Source organism: Verrucosispora sp. WMMC514 (assembly GCF_027497295.1).
GTDB lineage: Bacteria > Actinomycetota > Actinomycetes > Mycobacteriales > Micromonosporaceae > Micromonospora > Micromonospora palythoicola.
Map to the genome: position 1 here is coordinate 4580837 of NZ_CP114906.1, position 19494 is coordinate 4600330.

The window sequence follows — 19494 nt, forward strand, 5'->3', positions numbered from 1 at the left end:
TCGGGTACGTCAGGCGTGCGGGCCGTGCTGCTTCGCCAGGCCGACGAAGCTTGCCCAGGCGGCCGGGGTGAAGGCCAGCGTGGCGGCGTCGCGGTTCTTGGTGTCGCGGACCAGCACGACGCCGGGCAGGTTGTCGGCGACCTCCACGCAGTCGTTGCCGCTGGAGCCGCTGCGGGTGGACTTGCGCCAGGTCGCGCCGTTCAGATCCATGGCTTCACAACATCCTTCATGCGCTCGATCGACTGGCGGCCGGACAGTGCCTCGTTGCGCACCGTCTCCCACTTCGACAGCAGGACACTCAGGTCGTCGTCCTTGTCGACCAGGACGCCGCCGAGTTGGGTATCCAGATTACCCACCCAGCCGCCGTCCGCCCCCCGCGCCAGGATGAAGGGGCCGGTCAGTCCATCGTGCATGGCGACGCCGGTCGGCACCAGGTGCACGCTGATGTTGGGCCGGGTGGCCAGCGCCATCAGGTGTTGCACCTGCTCGACCAGCACGTCCTTGAGCTCCTCGTCGACCCGCCGCAGCACCATCTCGTCGATCACCGCGACGAGTTGGGGCGGGTCGTCCTGCTCCAGCACCGTCTGCCGGGCCATCCGGTTGGCCAGCCGACGCTCCACCCCCGCCTCGGTCAGCGCGGCGTCGGTCCGGATCACCGCGCGGGCGTAGCGCTCGGTCTGGAGCAGGCCCGGCACCAGCGTCGGCTGGTAACAGCGGAGCTGCCGGGCGGCCTGTCCATCTACCTCGCCGGCCTGATGTACGACGCCATGCGCGACCTCTACCACCTCAACCCCCACGACGCCCCAACCCCCACCACCCTCTTCACCCGCTTCATCGCCTGGGCCCGCCACCAACCCGCCTGACGACCCCGCTGCCATCACGCGAATCTTGGACAGTTTCCGTCTTTCGCGAACGGATTTTGTCCAAGATCTCGGGGAATCGGTCCCCGGAGTGGACGGTGGGGACGATCGATGGGTGGGGGTGGCGAGTAGGGGTGGCGGCTGAGGGACATGGGTCGGCACGACGGCTGGGGGATGCGACGATCAGGGTGACATCGGCCTCGACGTTTCGAGACGTGTGCGGGGGAGCCATGGGGAAGCAGGGGCCCTACGTGGGGCTGGCCACGACGTTCGACACCGCCGCCGAGCTGTACGAGCAGGCCCGGCCGGGCTATCCGGAGGCGTTGTTCGCCGACCTGGCCGAGACGACCGGCCTGTCGACCGGGCCGGCCCGGGTGCTGGAGCTCGGTACCGGCACCGGTAAGGCCACCCGTGGTCTGCTGGCGCGTGGCTGGCAGGTGGTCGGCCTGGAGCCGGGACGGGAGCTGGCCACCGTGGCACGTCGGGTACTCGCCGGCCGGGGCGACCTGCGCGTGGTGGTGTCGCCCTTCGAGCGGTGGGAAGCTGACGAAAGCGTGCCGTTCGACCTCGTCTTCGCCGCCACGGCGTGGCACTGGCTGGACCCGGAGGTCGCCTACCGTCGGGCGGCCGAGCTGCTGCGTCCTGGCGGCCACCTGGCGATCGTGGCCACCGAGCACGTGTCACCGGCCGGTGGCGACGACTTCTTCCGGCAGGTCCAGCGGATCTACGCCGAGGTGGGCATGGGTGACGGGCACGGCGGTCCGCAGCCGCCCGAGGCGATCGTGGCCCCCGACGCGGCGGTGATGGCGGGCAGCGGGTTCTTCGCCAGCCCGACCGTGCACCGCTACGTCTGGAGTCGCGACTACACCGCCGAGGAGTACCTGGCCGTGCTGTCCACGTACTCCAATCACATCGCCGCCGAGCCCTGGCAACGGCAAACCCTGTTCGCCGGGATCCGGCAGCTGATCGCCGCCCGCCCGGCCGGGACGATACGCAAGCACTACCTGAACACCCTCCAGATCGCCGTACGCCTGGACTGACTTGCCCGGCGAATCCGCCGCTCTGGCAGCATGGCGACGTGCTGATCTACAAGATCCTGCTCCCTGGCGAATGGGCCGAGTTCCAGGCCGCCGGCCGGTTCGACGGCTCACCGTTCGATCGGGACAGCGGCTTCATTCACTGCTCCTCGCGCTTCCAACTGCCCGCCACGGCGGCGCGGGTCTTCGGCGACCAGCCGCAACTTGTCATCGTCGCGCTCGACGCGTCCCTGCTCGGTGACGCACTGCGGTGGGAGGACGCCCCGAACGGGGGACCGTTCCCACACGTCTACGCGGCACTGCCGGCGGCAGCGGTTCGTGGGGTCCACGAGGTCGCGGGGGCGGCCCGGGTGGACGACGAGGTGCCGGTGGCATAGCTGGGTGCGTTTGTTGTCGCCCCATCGACAACAAACGCACCCAGAACCGGCGGGCGTGGGGCAGGTCGTCCACCGTGCCCGCCGGGCGGCTCGGCGCCGTGGCGAGGCCGGATCAGGGGATCAGCAGCGTTCCCACTTGAGGTTGAACAGGGTGTCGACGTCGCCCTCGGTCGTCGTCATGGACATGCTGACGTTCGATCCGGCCGTGCCCGGATCGACTCTCAACTCGGTGTTGACGTTGAGCACCCGCTGTTGTCCGCAGGGCGTGTAGACCAGCACGGGGGCGACGTCCGAGGTGCCCCAGAAACCGTTGTAGGGGCCGGTGAAGGTCGCATCGGTGCGGCTGGTCTCGGACGAGCCCTGCCAGTAGTAGCTCGTCCGCTGGCGACCGGTCGCGCCGGTGGGGATCCGGGCCCGGCCCCGGTAGTCGGCGGCGGCGACGGCGATGGTCCAGCCGGCCGGCACGTTGACGAGCACGCCGAGCTGGCAGTTCTTCCGGCTCTCGGTGACCTCGACGCCCCGGCCGCCGGTCGCGACGAAGTCGTAGTACCGGATCCGGAAGCCGGTGTTGTCGGGATGGGCCACCACGCGGGCGGTGCCGGGCGAACAGCCGGAGCCGTTGGCCGCCACCACCTCGACGGTGATCTCGCTGTCGGGCGGAGCCGTGGAACCGGCCGGGGCGGCGTGCGCCGGTACGGACAGGGACAACGCGAGAACCGTGCCGAGTACGGCGAAGATCGCGGTTCTCGCGCCGACGAGGTTCTTGGTCATTCTGTTCCTCTCGGATGCAGTTGATGTTCACCGAATTCAACGCGTGTTTCTTCGCCGAACGGCCGTGGGGCTCGTCGCCTACCGACCCGGAGCAGGCGGTGGCGAGTGGTGGTGGAGAGCACTCGGATGTCGTTCTGCGAGAGGATGCTAGCGACGCCGTACGGCACTCGCAAGCATCAGCTCACGTCTATGTGATCGATTATCGGCGGGCGCTTGATCGTATTTGCCGGAGACGGAGATCAACCTTTATAACTGTTGCTGCGTAACGGGTGTCTGCCCGATCAAGTGTTCTCACGGGTCGGAGTATCCGGCGATCTTCACCCAGTGGGACGACGTAAAGCTGGCGCGTTGAGCCGAATAATTCTCGGCTTGAAGTTCGCGATCGAAGAATGGTGATTACGTTGACAGTCATCTATGTCTGTACGTAGCTTGTTCCGCATGTGGCGTCGTTTCCTGTACCGGAGGAGGATTCATGCGTAAACTGCTGACGCGAGGCGGCGTGGTGCTGGCCCTACTCGCTTCGTCGTTGACCGTGGGGGCGCCGGCGTCCGCTCGGGGAGTCATGGATGATCCGCCCACCGACAAGGTCGTGATCGACCTTGTCGCGATGGCCGGCTCCGGATGCCGCCCGGGCACCGCCGACGTCGCGGTCTCCCCGGACAACACCGCCTTCACCACCATCTACAGCGACTACCTGGTCCAGGCGGGCCCGGGCATCCCGGTCACCGACGGGCGCCGTAACTGCCAGCTCAACGTGCTGGTGCACGCCCCGGCCGGCTACACCTTCGCGATCGTCAAGGTGGACTACCGCGGGTACGGGCTGCTCAACGCTGGTGCCGTCGCCTCGGCGCGGGCGAACTACTACTTCCAGGGCATGACGCAGAGCACCTTCAGCAACCACCCGATCCCCGCCCCGCTCGACGACAACTGGATGGTGACCGACGAGGTGCCGATCGCCTCCGTGGTCTGGCACCCCTGCGGCGAGCTGCGCAACCTGAACATCAACACCGAGCTGCGCCTGAGCCGGGGCAGGTCCACGGACACGAACTTCCTCACGATGGACTCGACCGACGGCAGCATCCAGACGATGTACCACCTCGCCTGGCAGCCCTGCCCGTGACCTGACCCCGGCAGAACCGCGTGCGGGTGGTCGGCGATGCCGACCACCCGCACCGGTGCCCCGGTGTGGCGGACCACGCCTCCGGACCACCCGGCGGACCGGGTCGCTCCGGGTCGCCCAGCGGGACGCGCCGCCCGTGAGCTCAGGTGGCGGAGGTGAAGGGCGCGGCGACCGCGGTGCGTTGCACCGGTGCGGTCCAGGCCGGGTCCAGCTCGCGTCGGGCGGCGGCCAGGAAGACCTCGGCGTACGAGTCGACGGGGAAGTCACCCAGGTAGCGGCGGCGGGTGGCCCAGCGGGCCTCCGCGAGCGGATCGGTGTCGAACAGTCGGGTCAGCACGTCGTCCAGGTCGGCCATGTCCCGGCGCAGCACGTAGCCGGCGGCGGCCAGCGGAAAGCGCTCGACGAACCGGTCGCCGTCGGTGCCCATGTCGATCACCGCGTACGGCTTGCCCGAGTAGAGCCAGTCGGAGACCACCCCGGACACGTCGGAGACCAGCGCGTCCGCGCGGTTGACGCAGTCGGTGAGCGTGAGCCGGCTCGCTACGGCACCGTACACGTGCGCCCGTCCGGTGCGGGTCCGGTCGGCGGCGAGCAGGTCGTGCAGCCGGGCCAGTTGCCGGGCCGAGGCCGGGTTCTGCGCGGTGTACGGGTGGGCCCGCAGGATGACCGTGGCTCCCCGGTCCAGCAGCCGTCGCAGCAGCGGCTCCGCCACCGGCAGCGAGCAGTAGTCGGCGTCGGCGTTGTGCCCGGTCCAGGTGGGGGTGTAGAGGACCGTCGGGTTCGTCAGGCCCCGCGCCGGCCGCGAGCGCACCTCGATCGCCTCGACCTGCGGACGACCGACCACCACGAACTTCTCGGCCGGGATGTGGATCCCGGCGCGGGCGTACCGCTCGATGGCCGCCTCACCGGCGACGAAGATCCGGTCGAAGATCGCCGAGACCGGGTTGGCGCTGGGGGCCTTGTCACTGTCACCGTGATGCAACTGCACGTGGGTGAGCTGAGTGAACCGGATGCAGTGGCTGTTCTTGGCGCCGTGGTTGACGTAGAACGCCACCCGCAGGCTCGGCACCAGCACCTCGTCCATGCTCCGGGTGGTGGGGCAGTAGACCACCGGGGCGCTGGTGGCCGCCGCGATCGGGGCCAGGAACTCCGGCTCCCGGACCATCACCACGAAGGGCCGGCCGATCCGTGCCAGGTAGGGCAGCCACATGGTGACCTGATACTCGGAGCCGGGTGGGGCGGAGAAGTGCAGCACGAACTCGGGCTGGTGCCGGCGCAGCGCCCGAGCCACCGCCGACCCGGCCGGGGACGGCCGGAACCGTCGCCGGGCCAGGTCGAGCGCGACCGCTGCGGCGACCCCACCGACCAGCAGCGTCGCCGCCAGGGCCACGGCGGCGGGCAGACCCGCCAGGGCGGCCAGGGCCAGCAGGCCGAGCAGCGCGGCCACGGCGTCGCCGAGCACCGCCGCGGCCTGCGGTACCCAGGCACGCACCGGCAGGTTGGCGACCCGGATCTCCAGGTTCCCGGCCTGGCGCAGCGGACCGGTCAGCAGCACCAGGCCCAGCAACACCAGGGCGGTCGCGGCCAGCGCCGGATCGAAGCCGGCGTCGAGCTGCCGGGCATAGCCGACCAGCACTCCCGCCGCGACCAGCGTGGTCTCCGCGACGTTGTCGGCACTAGGTCGTACCCGGCGCTCCCAGACGGTGGCGGCAAGCGCCGCCACGGCCAGGCAGAGCCCCCAGGCGGTCGCGCCGGTGAGGGCGAGCACCAGGAACGCCAGGACCGCCCCACCGGTGGCCAGGCCCCGTGCGGTCAACTTCCGGACCAGCTCACCACGCATCTCGGTGTCGCTTTCGCGGGTCGTGTGGGTCGGAGGTCAGCCGACGGGGGCGGCGCTGGCCGACCGGTCGGTCTGTGCGGGTACGGCGACGGCGACCGGTGCCTCGCCCGGCGGACGGCGGACGTCGATCACCTGGCCGGTGAGATCCGAGATCAGCACGTCCAGCGACGACTGGGCGACGGTCTCGGCGGCGAGCAGCGTGTGCTCGGGCTCCGCGCCGAAGGCCTTCGTCCGCATCGGGGTGGCGGTCCGCTCCGGGTTGATGACGTTCACCCGTACGCCGAACTCCGCCCACTCGTCCGACAGCGCCTGGGTGAGGTTGACCAGGGCGGCCTTGGTGGCCGAGTAGAGCGCGTAGTCGGCCCGCCCACGGGTGTACGAGCTGGAGGTGTAGAGCAGCAGCTGGCCCTTGGTCTGCTGGAGGTAGGGCAGGGCCTGCCGGGCGACGGTGACCGGGCCGACGAAGTTGACCTGGAGCACCCGGTCGATGGTCTCCTGGTCCATCTCGGCGAGCGCGCCCTTCTCCAGGATCCCGGCGGTGACCACCACGTGGTCGATCCGGCCGGTGGCCTCGAAGGCGGTCCGCAACGCGGCCTCGACGTCCTCGGGGCGCTCCACGTGGGTGCCGGTGCTGGAGCGGCTGAACGGGAAGACCTGGGCACCGTAGCGGCGGGCCAGCTCCGTCAGGTCGTGACCGATGCCGTAGCTGCCGCCGAAGACGACGATCGTCCGGCCGGAGACCTCCTCGCTGTAGGCGCGGTGGTCGGTCAGCCGGGGCACCTTGGCGGCGGCCAGCTGGAACAGCTTGTCGGCCAGGTGCACGTCGACCGGGTGGGTGACCTTGATGTTCTCGTCCGAGCCGTCGATCACCTTGATCGGGGTCTCCGGGAGGTAGCGCAGGACCACGCCGCAGTCGTCGGTCGCGGCGAAGTTGGGGTCGCCCTCGGCCCGGCGGTACGCCTCGCGGATGGTGCCGGAGCGGAACGCCTGCGGCGTCTGGCCCCGACGCAGCGTGGCCCGCACCGGGATGTCGGTGATGCACTCGTTCTCGTCGACCTGGATGATCGTGTCGGCCGACGGGATGGCCACGTCGACGGCCGAGTAGGTCCACAGGGCGTTCACGCACTCGCGGACGATGCGGCCGCTGAGCAGCGGGCGCACCGCGTCGTGGAAGAGGATGTTGCAGTCGCCCGCACCGACCGCGTCCAGCGCGACGCGGGTGGTGGCGTTGCGGGTGTCGCCCCCCTCGATCACCTTGGTGACCTTGCGGAAGCCGGCCTTGTCGACGATCTTCTGCGCCTCGGCGACGTGCCCGGTGGCCATCAGCACGATGATCTCGTCGATCTCGGGCGCGGCCTCGAAGACGGCAAGGGTGTGCTCGATGATCGGCTTACCGGCGATCTTGAGCAACTGCTTGGGGATGCCCAGGCCCAACCGGGTGCCGGTGCCGCCGGCCAACACCACCGCCACCGTCCGTGAGGGCCGCCACGGCGCCCGGTCCTCCGGCGTGGTACCCGGATCGGTGGTCTGGTCCTGCGTCATTGCCGGTCCTCGCTCTCGGGGTGCATGACAGTGGTGGGGTACGTGAACGGAAGGTTCCGCCGACACGGCGACGGAGTGAACCATAACGCGTGGGCCGCGTCGCCCCAACGGGACAACGCGGCCCAGGGCGCCGCTCGTTCACCCAGACTCTACTTGCCGTTCGTAAATGCCTCGTAGGCCGCCAGCACCTCGGCAGTCGGGCCGTCCATCCGGATTTCGCCGGACTCCAGCCAGATGGTCCGTTCGCAGGTGTCCCGTACGGAGGAGAGCTGGTGGCTGACCAGGAACACCGTGCCCGCGCTCTCCCGCAACTCCCGCACCCGTTGCTCGCTGCGCTTGCGGAACGCCTTGTCCCCGGTGGCCAGGGCCTCGTCGATCAGCAGCACGTCGTGCTGCTTCGCCGCGGCGATGGAGAAGCGCAGCCGGGCCGACATGCCGGAGGAGTAGGTGCGCATCGGCAGTGAGGCGAAGTCGCCCCGCTGGTTGATGCCGGAGAACTCGATGATCTCCGGAAGCTTGCGCCGCACCTCCGCCGGAGACATGCCCATGGCCAGGCAGCCGAGCGTGACGTTGCGCTCACCCGGCAGGTCGTTGAGCAGGGCGGCGTTCACCCCGAGCAGGGACGGCTGCCCCTGGGTGTAGACCGAGCCCTGCTCCACCGGCAGCAGCCCGGCGATGGCCCGCAGCAGGGTCGACTTGCCGGAGCCGTTGGTGCCGATCAGCCCGATGGCCTCGCCCCGGTACGCGGTGAAGGTGACCCCGCGCACCGCGTGCACCACCCGCACGTTCGGCGCGTTGGTGCGGGTGACCATCCGCTTGAAGGCGGCCACCGGGCTGGTGTTGCCGGCGGCGCCCTTGTGCACCCGGTAGACGACGTGCGCGTCGTCCACCACCACGGTGGGGATCCGCTCCTGGATCCGGGGGAGGGTCACCGTCACATCATTGGACATTTCCAGGTTAACCACGGCCGTACTCCTGTTCGCCGCGCCAGAAGTAGAGGTAGCCGCCGAGGCCCGCGACCGTCGCCCAGCCGAGCGCGATCAGCCAGGTCAGCGGCAGCGAGTCGTTGAGCAGGTGGGTGTTCTCCAGCAGGGAGATGCGGGCCAGCTCGATGTAGACGAGCATCGGGTTGAACTGCACCACCGCGGTCGCCCAGCCCGGCAGGTTCTCGGCGAACAGGTTGACGCTGTAGAGCACCCCGGAGCCGTACATCCAGGCCCGCAGCACGAACGGCATGACCTGCTTGAGGTCGGTGGCCTTGGCGCCGAGCCGGGCGACCACCATGGTCAACCCGGCGTTGAAGACCGTCTGCAGCAGCACCGCCGGCACCAGCATCAGCCACATCAGGGTGATCGGCTCGCCGGTGGCGAGCACGATGGCCAGCAGCACCACGATCGAGCCGAGCAGTTGCTGGAACTGGGTGGTGGTGATGGCCAGTGGCAGGGCGGCCCGAGGGAAGTGCAGGGCGCGGATCAGCCCGAGGTTGCCGCTGATCGCCTGGGTGCCCTGCTGCACGCTGACCTGGGTGAAGTTGAAGATGAACAGCCCGGTGGTCAGGTAGGCGATGAAGTTGGGGATGTTGCGGCTCTGTTCGAGCACCAGACCGAAGATCAGGAAGTAGACCGCCGCGTTGGTCAGCGGGGTGAGCACCTGCCACAGCTGCCCGAGCCGGGCGTTGCTGAACGAGGCGGTCAGCTTGGCGTGGGCGTACGCCGAGATGAAATGCCGGTAGCGCCACAGTTGGCCGCTGTAGGCGCCGATCGAGGGCCGCTCGCCGGCCACCCGCAGCCCGTGTCGGGCGGCCAGCTGGGCTGGGGTGAGGCCGGAGTCGGGGTCGGCCAGCAGGTTGGCCATGGGGATTGGCGCTCCGATCTGTCGTGCCGGCGTTATGTCTCGCGACGAGAGAATCTAGCGTGGTGAGTGCGGGAGCGCCGCCCCCGGTCGCTGGCTGGACAGTAGTCCGAAATGCGTCGGGACGCAACCGTAGCGTCGTTGCGCTACGCTGTCCCTCGTGACAGTCGAGAAGAGTTCCAGGTGACGGCCGAGAAGAGACGCACACCAGCCGGTGCGGCGGTGCTCCGTGGGGAGATCACCACGGCCATCCGGCGCGCCCTCATGCAGGAACTCGCCGCGGTCGGGTACGGCCGACTCTCGATCGAGGCGGTGGCCCGCCGCGCCGGGGTCAGCAAGACCGCCATCTACCGGCGCTGGAACTCGAAGCTGGATCTCGTGCTGGAGGTGGTGGCCGCCGCCGCCGGCCGTCGGCTGCCCGCGCTGGACACCGGCACCCTGCGCGGTGACCTGTCCCTGCTGTTCCAGGTCCTGGCGCACGCGCTGCGACACCCGCTGGCCTCGCAGATCATCCCCGACCTGCTGGCCGAGGCGGCCCGCAACCCGACGATCGACGAGACCCTCCAGCGCGTGCTGCGCGCCCGGCAGCAGGAGGTGGCCGGTGAGCTGATCGGCCGGGCGGTGCGGCGCGGCGAGCTGCCCGCCGACACCGACCCGGACGCCGCCGTCGACCTGATCGTCGGTCCGCTGTACTGGCGGATCGCCATCGCCCGCACCCCCGTCACCGACAGCTACCTGGAGGCCCTGGTGGAGTCGGTGGCGTCCGGCCTCGGTGCCCAGGACGCGGTACCCCGGCAACGGTCCGCGCCCGACCCTGGTTGAGCACCGGCCGCCGTGGGTAGGGCTGTTCGGAACGGCACCCGGCAGCCCGCCGCTCCGCGCGTCGGCTCGACCCGACAGCCCCGCGACGACTACTACTCTCGGTGTGGCTCGTGGTGCGGGCGCCGTCGCGCGCGAGGAGCGCGTGGCCCCGCCGGATCCGCCCGTACGACGACAAGGACGCCCGTGTCGATTACCGACCAGACCGTCGCCGTCGCCGCTGTCGAGCCGGCAACGGCCGATGAGGCGACCGTCCCCACGCCCGCCCGCCCCCGTCGGGCACGAGTGGTGGCGGGTCACCTCCGGCGGGGCTTCGCCGCGATACCCGCCGTACTGACCGACGGCGCGGTGCTCGCGTTCGCGCTCTGGACGCTGCTCTACCACGCCGCGCTGCTGTTGGACCTGGCCCCGTCGCTGACGCTGCGGACCTGGCTGGTGACCGGCCCGGCCCTGGCCCTGCTGGCCGTGGCGACCCGGTTCGCCCTGCGCTGGCATCGCCGTCGCCGGTCCGCCCGGCCCACCGGCACCACGGTGGCGTCGGGAGACGCTCCCGCCGGAGGGCCGGGCCGGCACACCGACACCGCCGGCACCGGGACCGACGGCACGGACGGCACCGCCGACACTGACGGCACCGGGACCGACGGCACGGACGGCACCGGGACCGACGGCACTGACGGCGGCGAGACCGACGGCGGCGAGACCGACGGCGCCGAGACCGACGGCGCCGGCGCGGCGCGGGGGACCGGCACCGCCGCCTCGGGACCCGCCGCCGGGGCGGCAGCCCCACCGAGTGCCGTCGACGTCACCCCGGTTGAGCGGCGGAACGTCGACGAGGTCGCCCCCGCGACGGAGCGGGACGGCGACCGGGGGCCCGGCACCGCTGCGGCCCGGACGCAGGACCCGGCCCGGAGTGAACCGGCTGCGCGGACCGCCGCCGCCACCGCACGGATGTCGGTGGCGCAGCGCCTGCTGACGGCGTTGGTCCTGCTGATCGGCACCGGCGCGGCGATCACCGCGGGAGTGGCCGGCACACCGGCCGGCGAGGGACTGTCCTGGTGGGTGCCGGCCTCGGCGGGCATCGTCGCGGCGGTCGGCGCGGTGCTGCTCACCTGGCGGACGTGGCGGGTCGCCCCGGCGAGCACTCCGGCGGCGCCGTCGCCGGGGGCCTGGCAGTCGGCGTACGCGTTGCTGATCGCCGGCGGGGCCGCGGTCGCCTCGCTCTACCTGGCCCGCAACACTCCCGACGACATCTACTACGTGGGTCGCTCGGTGTGGGTGGCGGAGCGGGATCAGGTTCCCCTCAACGACTTCCTGTTCAGCGAGAACGTGCTGCCGCCGATGGCCTCGCAGCCCCCGGTCGCCAGCATCGAGGTGCTCGCGGGCGCGCTGGCCCGCCTCTTCTCCCTTCCGGCCGCCTCGGCGACCTGGTACGTGCTGTTGCCCATCATGGCGGTGCTCGCCGTGCTGGCGTTGTGGCGGCTGGTGCAGCGCTGGGCACCCCGGCGCCCGGTGCTCGCCTTCACCGTGGCGGTGGCGTTCCTCGCCCTGGTCTGCGGACCGGACGCCGCCCTGGGCACCTTCCACCTGCCCCGGCTCTACCAGGGCAAGGGCATGTTCGTCTCGGCGGTCGTACCGCTGATGTGGCTCTACCTGACCCGGTGGTTCGACGAGCGCTCCCCGCGTGCCCTGGTGCTGATCGTCGCCCTGTCGGTCACCGCTATCGGGCTGACCACCACTGCCGCGATCATCCTGCCGATGCTGGTCGGCGGGGCGGCCCTGATGATGCTGCTGGTGGGGCGGTGGAAGGCGGCGTTGGTGGCCGGCGCCGCGGCCCTCGCGTACCCGGTCGGGGTGGTCGCCGTCGCGCAGCTGATCGTCGGATCCGCCAGCGAGGCCGCGGCGGACGTCAACGTCTGGGGTGCCGAGCGGACCTTTCAGCGCACGTTCCAGATCGGCATCGTGGGAGTGATCGCCGGCCTGGCCCTGTGGTGCGGCCCGCTGCTGGCCCGCCGCCGCACCCCGGCGTTGCTCGCGGCCGGCGGCGGGCTCACGCTCAGCGTGCTGCTGCTGCCCGGGGTGCTGGAGTGGCTCGGTGCGCTCACCGGTATCTCGGTGGTGCTGTGGCGGGTGCCGTGGCTGCTCGCCCTCCCGGCGCTGATCGGGCTGTTGTGCACCGTCTGGTTGCCGACCCGGCTGCGCAGCGTCCGGGCGCTTGTCGGCGTGGTGCTGGCCGGGGCGATGGTGGCCTCGTTCGCCACCTACGCCACGCCGATGTGGGCCGAGCGCAGCTGGGTCCAGGTGCACGGCGAACCGGTCTGGAAGATCCCGCAACAGCGGCTGGGCATCGCGCAGTGGATCACCACCCTCGACCGCCCGGACGGGCTCGTTCTCGCGCCGGAGACCGCCATGCGCGCGATACCGATGCTGACCACCCGGGTGCGGGTGGTCATGCCGCGCGACTTCTACCTGGTGGAGTACGACCTGAACTCGCAGTTCGCCCAGGACCGGCTGCTGCTGACCCGGTTCGCCAACAGTGGCGCGGCCGAGGGCCGACCGACCCGCGAGCAGGTCGCCGCGGCGTTGGAGCGGCTGGACGTGGGGACGATCTGTGTCTACAGCGGCAACCGCTTCGCCCGCCGGACGGCCCAACGGTTGGGCTACCTGGAATTCGCCGAGCGCCCCCCACCCGTGCCCGACCAGCCCGGTGCCGTCACCTGCCTGCGTCGGGCCTGACCTGGCCCGACGTTCCGGCCGGGCGGTTTCCGCCCGGTCGGGACGCTCGTCCCCACGCCGGGCCTGGCGGTTTGGGGGAAAGATGCCGGATACCCGGACGTTGTCCCGGAGACGATTCGCGTTAAGGTCGCAGCTACGCTGGCGGCCGTCGAGGCGTATCCAGCCGGTCATCGATCTCTTTTAGGGAGCGTTCTCGTTGTTCGGCACGTTGACTGCACGCGTCGGGGTCGCCGCGCGCGGCGCCCTGCTGGTGGCGTCCTATCTCATTCTGCTGGCCGCGGCCGCGCTCGGCTGGGTCGGTCTCTTCGCGGTCGCCGCCGTGGCGGCGGTCCTGGGGGAGTTCGCGGTCGAGCGGTGGTCACCGGCGACCGTGAGCCTACTGGGGAAGGTCGGCATCAGCCGGGTCTACCGCCAACTGAGCCGCGACCTGTCGGCCGTGCTGCTGGTGGCCGCCGAGGTGCCGCTCCTCGACCAGGAGCTGACCCTGCTGCTCCTGCTGCCCGCCGCCGTCTGGGTGATCGCGGTCTTCGCCGGTGCGTTCAACCGCATGATCGACAGGCGTAACCCCATCTCGGCCCTGGTGCGCAACATCGACCTGGGGCCGGTGTCCGCGGCGCCTCGACCGCCGGAGTGGGCCACCCGCTTCGTCGGCGACCGGCTGCCCCGGGTGAACATGCTGCTGCTGCCGGGCGCGGTCGTCACCGCCGTGACGAGCGAGGTGGCGCCGGTCTTCGTGACCGGTGCGGTCGCCGTCGGACTGGCCGCGCTGGTCGGTGGCGTGGTCGCGGTGACCTGGCTGCGCGGCCGGGGCACCGGGCAGAGCCCGCTGCTGCCGGCCGTGCAGCGCTGGCTGGACCGGGACCGCCCGGAGGTGGCGCTGTACTTCGCCGGCCCGGCCAAGGACGTCTACCAGGCGAACATGTGGCTCGCCCCGATCGAGGCGCTCGGCCGGCCGGCGGTGGTGCTGATGCGCAGCAAGGAGGCGTTCCTCGAACTGGCCGACACCCGGCTGCCGGTCATCTGTGTGCCGGCCGCACCGGACTTCATGAACCTCGACAAGAGCAGCCTGCGGACCACCCTGTACGCGGCGAACGTCGGCCCGAACATCCACATGCTGCGTGAACCCGGCATGAAGCACGTGTTCGTCGGTCACGGTGACAGCGACAAGGCGGCGAGCGTCAACCCGTACAGCAAGGTCTACGACGAGGTGTGGGTCGCCGGCCTGGCCGGGCGCGAGCGGTACGCGCGGGCCGGGGTGGGCGTCCTGGACGCCGACATCGTCGAGATCGGCCGGCCGCAGCTGGCCGGGGTGCACACCTTCGGCTCGGAGGCGGTCGAGCGGCCCTTCACCGTGCTCTACGCGCCCACCTGGGAGGGTTGGCTCGACGACGACCCGTACCACACCTCGCTGGTGCTGATGGGTGAGCGGATCATCGCCGGCCTGCTGGCGGTCCGGCCGGGGGTACGGGTGGTCTACAAGCCGCACCCGTTGACCGGCAGCCGGTCCAAGCAGGCCAAGGCGGTGCACGAACGGATCGTGGCGATGATCCGCGCCGCCGGTGGTGACGTCGACGCGAGCACCCTGGACGGACCGGCCCACCGCGTCGTCACCGGGCGGGTGCCGGCGCTGTTCGACTGCTTCAACCAGACCGACCTGCTGGTCAGCGACGTGTCCAGCGTGGTGTCCGACTTCGTGCAGAGCCAGCGGCCGTACGTGGTGGCCAACCCCGCCGGGCTGCCCGAGGACGAGTTCCGGCGTTCCTTCCCGACGTCCCGGGCGGCGTACCTGCTGGCCGCCGACTGCGGCGAGCTGGAGAAGATCGTGGCGGTGACCCGGGCCGGTGACGACCCGATGACCGAGGCCCGCCGGGAGCTGAAGACCTACCTGCTCGGCCCGGCCGACGCCAACCCGATGGACCGGTTCGCCGAGGAGGTCGGCCGGCTCTGCCGCTGACGCCGAACCGCCTGACGTGCCCGGGACGAGCCCTCGTCCCGGGCACGTCGTCGTAGACCCGGTTTTGTCCGGTACCGGCCCGGTCCGCCGCCCCGGCGGGCATGCTCGAAGGGCAGGCCGCCGGCGAGGGGATGGGCATGGAGAGCTACCACGAGGACTGGACCGACAGCCAGCGCGCGCTCTACGACGAGTGCTACCGCGCCGGCGCCGACTGGGCCGACGACCCCGACACGCCGTCGGAGGATGTCCAGCACGTGATCAACCTGGCGGAGGCCGACGACGACACCCTCGCCGACGCCGAGACCGACTTCGCGCCGCTGATCGACGCGGTCACCGAGGCCACCGGCGAGGTTGTCGCCACCGTGCCGGCCAGCCACGAGGACCCCGGATTCAAGGGCTTCGTGGACGGGGTGCGCGACGGCGCCTCCGACGAGACGTTCGGCCTCTGAGCGCCCGAGCCGCCCCCTGACCGCCCCCGGGCCTGTGCACCAGGCCGCTCGTCTGCCACCATCTGGGCGCAGGCAGTTGAGCAGACCGAACGGGGAGGCCGGGTGCGCATCCTGCTGGTCGAGGACGACCGACGGGTGGCCGCCGCGCTGTCGTCGGCCCTGACCCGTCGCGGCTACGAGGTGGAGCACGCCGCCACCGTCGCTGCCGCGCTCTCCGCCGCCCCCTGTGACCTGGTGCTGCTCGACCTCACCCTGCCCGACGGTGACGGCACCGACCTGTGCCGGCAGTTGCGGCGGCGCAGCAACCAGCTCGGCATCATCGCGGTGACCGCCCGGGGCGAGGAACGGGACCGGGTGCTCGGCCTGCGGCTCGGCGCGGACGACTACGTGGTCAAGCCCTTCTCGATGGTGGAACTCCAGGCCCGCATCGAGGCGGTGCTGCGGCGGGCCGCGCACGCGGCACCGGAGCGCAACCTGATCGAGGTCGGTCCGGTGTACATCGACGTGGCGGCCCGCACCGTGGCGGTGGCCGGCCGGCCGGTGTCGCTGACCCGCAAGGAGTTCGACGTGCTGCTCTCGCTGGCCCGGCAACCCGGCGTCGCGGTGCCCCGCGACCGGATCCTGCTCGACGCCTGGGGCACCACCTTCACCGATCGGCACACCGTCGAGGTGCACGTCGGCTCCCTGCGCGGCAAGCTCGGCGACCCGCGGCTGGTGGAGACGGTCCGGGGCGTCGGTTACCGGCTCCGGGGCGAGTGAGGAGCCCGGGGTGCGACGGCGGCTGGTGATCAGCTATCTGCTGCTGATGGTGCTGGTGGTGGTGGCGCTGGGCACGCCGCTGGCGGTGACGCTGACCACCCGGGAGACCGACCGGGTACGGGCCGACCGGCTCGCCGACGCCACCCGGTTCGCGTCGTTGGCCGGGCCGGCGTTGCGGGACGGCACGCCCGGTCCGCTCGACCACGAGCTGGGCAGCTACGACGAGCTGTACGGCATCGGTGCGGCGGTGGTGGACCGGGACCGGCGGGAGGTGGTGGCCTCGGCGAGCTGGCGCCCGGCCCCGGGCACCCGCGAGGCGCTCGACGTCGCGCTGTCCGGGCAGCAGGCCAGTGGACCCGACTCGGTCTGGCCGTGGGTCGAGGGGCCGATCGTGGTGGCGGTGCCGATCAACGACGGCGGCGAGGTCCTCGGTGCGGTGGTCACCGCGACCCCGGCCGACGGGGTCCGGCGTACCGTCGCCACCTGGTGGACGCTCGTCGCCGCGCTGGGCCTGCTGGCCGTGCTGGCCTGCGTGCTCACCGCGTTCGGGCTGGCCGGTTGGGTGCTGCGCCCGGTCACCGAGCTGGACGCGGTCACCCACGAGATCGCCGAGGGCGACCGTGGTGCTCGCGTGCAGCACCGGCTGGGGCCGCCGGAGCTGCGCCGCCTGGCGGCGAGCTTCAACCACATGGCCGACGTCGTGTCCGACGTGATGGACCGGCAGCGTGCGTTCGTCGCGCACGCCAGCCACCAGCTCCGTAATCCGTTGACCGCGTTGCGGCTGCGGGTGGAGGAACTGGGGCCGAGCGTCACCGACGAGCAGGGCCGCGCCGAGCACCGGCTGGCGTTGGAGGAGACCGACCGGCTCGCGCTGCTGCTCGACGCGTTGCTCACCCTCGCCCGTGCGGAACGCCACGAGAACCAGCGGATCACCGTCGACGCGACGGCCGTGGCCGCGTCCCGGGTCGCGGCCTGGGAGCCGTTGGCCCGGCACCGGGCGGTCGCCCTGCGGTTGGCGGCCGATTGCGGCCCGGCCTACGCCCGTACCGTGCCGACCGCCATCGACCAGGCGCTGGACGCTCTGATCGACAACGCGGTGAAGTTCAGCGGCGCGGGCGGCGAGGTGACGGTGACCGTCGCGGCCCGCGACGGCGGGACGACCCTCGAGGTACGCGACACCGGCCCGGGGATGACCCGCAGCCAGCTCGGCCGGGCCACCGAACGGTTCTGGCGGGCACCGGAGGTGCAGAACGTCGACGGTGCCGGGCTGGGCCTGACCATCGCCGCCGTGCTCGTCGACGCCTCCGACGGCCGGCTCACCATGCATCCGAACTCGCCGCGCGGCCTGGTCGCCGCGCTGTGGTTCCCGCAGCCGGCCGAGCCGGCCGACCCGGGCGCCGAGGCCGGACCACCGGCACCCACCGCCGCGGCGTCATCGCAGCCGGCAGTGGCCTGAGCGCGGAACCGCGCCAGCGGGGGCAGCCAAGGTTTGCTGCGAACCGTAGTATGAGTGCTATCTTTCAGCGCACAGATCATATGGAGGTGGTGGTCCATGGCTGTCAGCGCAGAGGCGGACGCCCCGACCAGTGCCGCAGCGTCCACGGACCTGACCCTGGACGTGGACGACCTGCGGATGCGGTACGGCTCGACCGACGTGCTCACCGGCGTGTCGTTCCGCGCGCGGCGCGGGGAGGTGCTGGCCCTGCTGGGCCCCAACGGTGCCGGCAAGACGACCACCATCGAGATCCTGGAAGGCTTCCGGATGCGCTCCGGTGGCCGGGTCGAGGTGCTGGGCATCGACCCGGCGCGTGGTGACGAACGCTGGCGGGCCCGACTCGGCGTGGTCCTCCAGTCCTGGCGGGACCACGGTCGATGGCGGGTCCGGGAACTGCTGGCCCACCTCGGCTCCTTCTACGCGCCCTACTCGACCGACGAGATCCGCCGGCCGTGGGACACCGACGAGCTGATTCAGGTGGTCGGCCTCACCGAGCACGCGCACAAGAAGATCGGTCAGCTCTCCGGCGGCCAACGCCGCCGGGTCGACGTGGCGATCGGCATCGTGGGCCGGCCGGAGGTGCTCTTCCTCGACGAGCCGACCGCCGGGTTCGATCCCGCCGCCCGCCGCGAGTTCCACGACCTGGTGCACCGGCTCACCGACGTCGACGACACCACCATCCTGCTCACCACTCACGACCTCGACGAGGCGGAGAAGCTGGCCGACCGGATCCTCATCCTGGCCGGCGGCCGGATCATCGCCAGCGGCTCCGCCGACGAACTGTCCCGGCGCATCTCCGCCGACGCCGAGGTGCGATGGAGCCAGGGTGGCAACCGCTTCGTGCACTCCACCAGCGACGCGACCGGGTTCGTTCGGGAGCTGTTCACTCGACACGGCGAGGACGTCGCCGACCTTGAGGTGCGCCGGGCGAGCCTGGAGGACACCTACATGACGTTGGTACGCGATCACGAGTCCGGGCGCGGCGAGAGCGCGACCCGCGCGTTCGAGGAGGTGGGCAGATGAGCCCGACGGTCCGCCCACTGGTCGTGGCCGCCCGGGCCGGCCTGTCCCGGGGCCGCATCGAGCTACGGCAGAGCCTGACCCACTCGGAGACCCTCTGGGGCTATCTCTTCCCGACCGTCATCCTGCTGGTGGTGATGTTCTTCCTGCGGGGTGCCACCGTGCCGGGCACCGAGTTCTCACTCGGCGCGCAGACCCTGCCCAGCACGCTCGGCATGACCGTGGCGTTCGGCGGGCTGGTCACCACGGCGTCGATCCTCACCGTCGAACGCGAGGACGGCACCCTGCTGCGGGCCAAGGCCACCCCGAACGGCATGTTCGGCTACCTCATCAGCAAGATCGCCCTGGTTTCGGGGATGACGCTGATCAGCGTCGCCCTGCTGCTCGTACCCGGCCTCTTCCTCTTCGACGCCCTGGCGCTCGACCGCACGGCGGCCTGGCTGACCCTGGCCTGGGTGATGCTCGTCGGGATGGTGGCGACGATGCCGGTCGGCGCGGTCTTCGGCTCGCTGCTGTCGAACCCCCGGAACATGGGGCTGATCATGCTGCCGATGATGGGACTCATCGCCACATCGGGCATCTTCTACCCGATCACCGTCCTGCCCGGCTGGGTGCAGGCGGTCGCGCAGGTCTTCCCGATCTACTGGCTCGGGCTCGGCATGCGGTCGGCGCTGCTGCCCGAGGCCATGGCCGCCGTCGAGCTCGGCGATTCGTGGCGGCACCTGGAGACGCTGCTGGTGCTCGGCGGCTGGGCGGTCGCCGGGCTGGTGCTGGCACCGGTGGTGCTGCGCCGGATGGCCCGCCGGGAGTCCGGTTCGAGCGTGGCGGCCCGCCGCGAGAAGGCCATGCAGCGGGTGACCTGAGGAT

18 protein-coding genes are annotated in these 19494 nt (G+C 71.4%); 11 read left to right on the plus strand and 7 right to left on the minus strand.

What is annotated here, in order from left to right; genetic code table 11:
* Positions 1–9 precede the first annotated feature (9 nt).
* Both O7597_RS21350 and O7597_RS21355 read right to left on the minus strand, forming a co-directional pair.
* Complete coding sequence (locus tag O7597_RS21350) at positions 10–210, minus strand: DUF397 domain-containing protein (RefSeq protein ID WP_281580515.1); 201 nt, start codon at positions 208–210, stop codon at positions 10–12.
* Complete coding sequence (locus O7597_RS21355) at positions 201–695, minus strand: DUF5753 domain-containing protein (RefSeq protein ID WP_281580516.1); 495 nt, start codon at positions 693–695, stop codon at positions 201–203. Before O7597_RS21355 ends, O7597_RS21350 begins: the two co-directional genes overlap by 10 nt.
* Before the next feature lie 395 nt (positions 696–1090).
* Here O7597_RS21355 and O7597_RS21360 point away from each other — a divergent pair, with 395 nt between their 5' ends.
* Together O7597_RS21360 and O7597_RS21365 are read left to right on the plus strand one after the other, a co-directional pair.
* The gene (locus tag O7597_RS21360; RefSeq protein ID WP_281580517.1) at positions 1091–1900 is read left to right on the plus strand and encodes a class I SAM-dependent methyltransferase; all 810 of its coding nucleotides are present in this window, start codon (positions 1091–1093) and stop codon (positions 1898–1900) included.
* 38 nt (positions 1901–1938) lie between these two features.
* Positions 1939–2274, plus strand: a complete 336-nt coding sequence (locus O7597_RS21365) for a DUF952 domain-containing protein (RefSeq protein WP_269738977.1) — start codon at positions 1939–1941, stop codon at positions 2272–2274.
* Positions 2275–2394: 120 nt separating this feature from the next.
* On the opposite strand, the gene O7597_RS21370 is transcribed toward O7597_RS21365, so the two are convergent.
* Positions 2395–3045 carry a DUF4360 domain-containing protein gene (locus O7597_RS21370; protein ID WP_281580518.1) on the minus strand — a complete coding sequence of 217 codons (651 nt, stop codon included), beginning with the start codon at positions 3043–3045 and terminating at the stop codon, positions 2395–2397.
* Positions 3046–3517: 472 nt separating this feature from the next.
* Here O7597_RS21370 and O7597_RS21375 point away from each other — a divergent pair, with 472 nt between their 5' ends.
* Entirely contained in the window at positions 3518–4165 is a 648-nt protein-coding gene (locus O7597_RS21375) for a DUF4360 domain-containing protein (protein WP_269738975.1), read from the plus strand.
* Between the two features lie 142 nt (positions 4166–4307).
* Here the strand turns inward: O7597_RS21375 and O7597_RS21380 are convergent, their stop codons facing one another.
* The 4 genes from O7597_RS21380 to O7597_RS21395 all read right to left on the minus strand — a co-directional run bounded on the left by O7597_RS21380 (position 4308) and on the right by O7597_RS21395 (position 9401).
* A complete protein-coding gene (locus tag O7597_RS21380; RefSeq protein WP_281580519.1) occupies positions 4308–6005 on the minus strand; it encodes a CDP-glycerol glycerophosphotransferase family protein in 1698 nt (565 codons plus the stop codon).
* 36 nt (positions 6006–6041) lie between these two features.
* Positions 6042–7547, minus strand: a complete 1506-nt coding sequence (locus O7597_RS21385) for a bifunctional cytidylyltransferase/SDR family oxidoreductase (protein ID WP_269738973.1) — start codon at positions 7545–7547, stop codon at positions 6042–6044.
* Between the two features lie 149 nt (positions 7548–7696).
* Complete coding sequence (locus tag O7597_RS21390) at positions 7697–8497, minus strand: ABC transporter ATP-binding protein (RefSeq protein WP_269742593.1); 801 nt, start codon at positions 8495–8497, stop codon at positions 7697–7699.
* Positions 8498–8504: 7 nt separating this feature from the next.
* The gene (locus O7597_RS21395) at positions 8505–9401 is read right to left on the minus strand and encodes an ABC transporter permease (protein ID WP_269738972.1); all 897 of its coding nucleotides are present in this window, start codon (positions 9399–9401) and stop codon (positions 8505–8507) included.
* Between the two features lie 219 nt (positions 9402–9620).
* Between O7597_RS21395 and O7597_RS21400 the strand changes: the two genes are divergently transcribed.
* The 8 genes from O7597_RS21400 to O7597_RS21435 all read left to right on the plus strand — a co-directional run bounded on the left by O7597_RS21400 (position 9621) and on the right by O7597_RS21435 (position 19490).
* Positions 9621–10220, plus strand: coding sequence for a TetR/AcrR family transcriptional regulator (locus tag O7597_RS21400; protein ID WP_281583291.1), 600 nt, complete (start codon positions 9621–9623; stop codon positions 10218–10220).
* A 183-nt stretch (positions 10221–10403) separates the two neighbouring features.
* Positions 10404–12950: a DUF6077 domain-containing protein gene (locus O7597_RS21405; RefSeq protein ID WP_281580520.1), complete on the plus strand. Its 2547-nt coding sequence runs from the start codon at positions 10404–10406 to the stop codon at positions 12948–12950.
* A gap of 196 nt (positions 12951–13146) precedes the next feature.
* Complete coding sequence (locus O7597_RS21410; RefSeq protein WP_269738970.1) at positions 13147–14904, plus strand: CDP-glycerol glycerophosphotransferase family protein; 1758 nt, start codon at positions 13147–13149, stop codon at positions 14902–14904.
* A 101-nt stretch (positions 14905–15005) separates the two neighbouring features.
* A complete protein-coding gene (locus tag O7597_RS21415; protein WP_269738969.1) occupies positions 15006–15353 on the plus strand; it encodes a hypothetical protein in 348 nt (115 codons plus the stop codon).
* A gap of 102 nt (positions 15354–15455) precedes the next feature.
* Entirely contained in the window at positions 15456–16112 is a 657-nt protein-coding gene (locus tag O7597_RS21420; RefSeq protein ID WP_210824448.1) for a response regulator transcription factor, read from the plus strand.
* Positions 16113–16122: 10 nt separating this feature from the next.
* Positions 16123–17568: a HAMP domain-containing sensor histidine kinase gene (locus O7597_RS21425; RefSeq protein WP_281580521.1), complete on the plus strand. Its 1446-nt coding sequence runs from the start codon at positions 16123–16125 to the stop codon at positions 17566–17568.
* Positions 17569–17664: 96 nt separating this feature from the next.
* On the plus strand, positions 17665–18630 hold the full coding sequence (locus tag O7597_RS21430; protein ID WP_269738967.1) for an ABC transporter ATP-binding protein: 966 nt from the start codon (positions 17665–17667) through the stop codon (positions 18628–18630).
* A complete protein-coding gene (locus O7597_RS21435) occupies positions 18627–19490 on the plus strand; it encodes an ABC transporter permease (RefSeq protein WP_281580522.1) in 864 nt (287 codons plus the stop codon). Before O7597_RS21430 ends, O7597_RS21435 begins: the two co-directional genes overlap by 4 nt.
* Positions 19491–19494 lie beyond the last annotated feature (4 nt).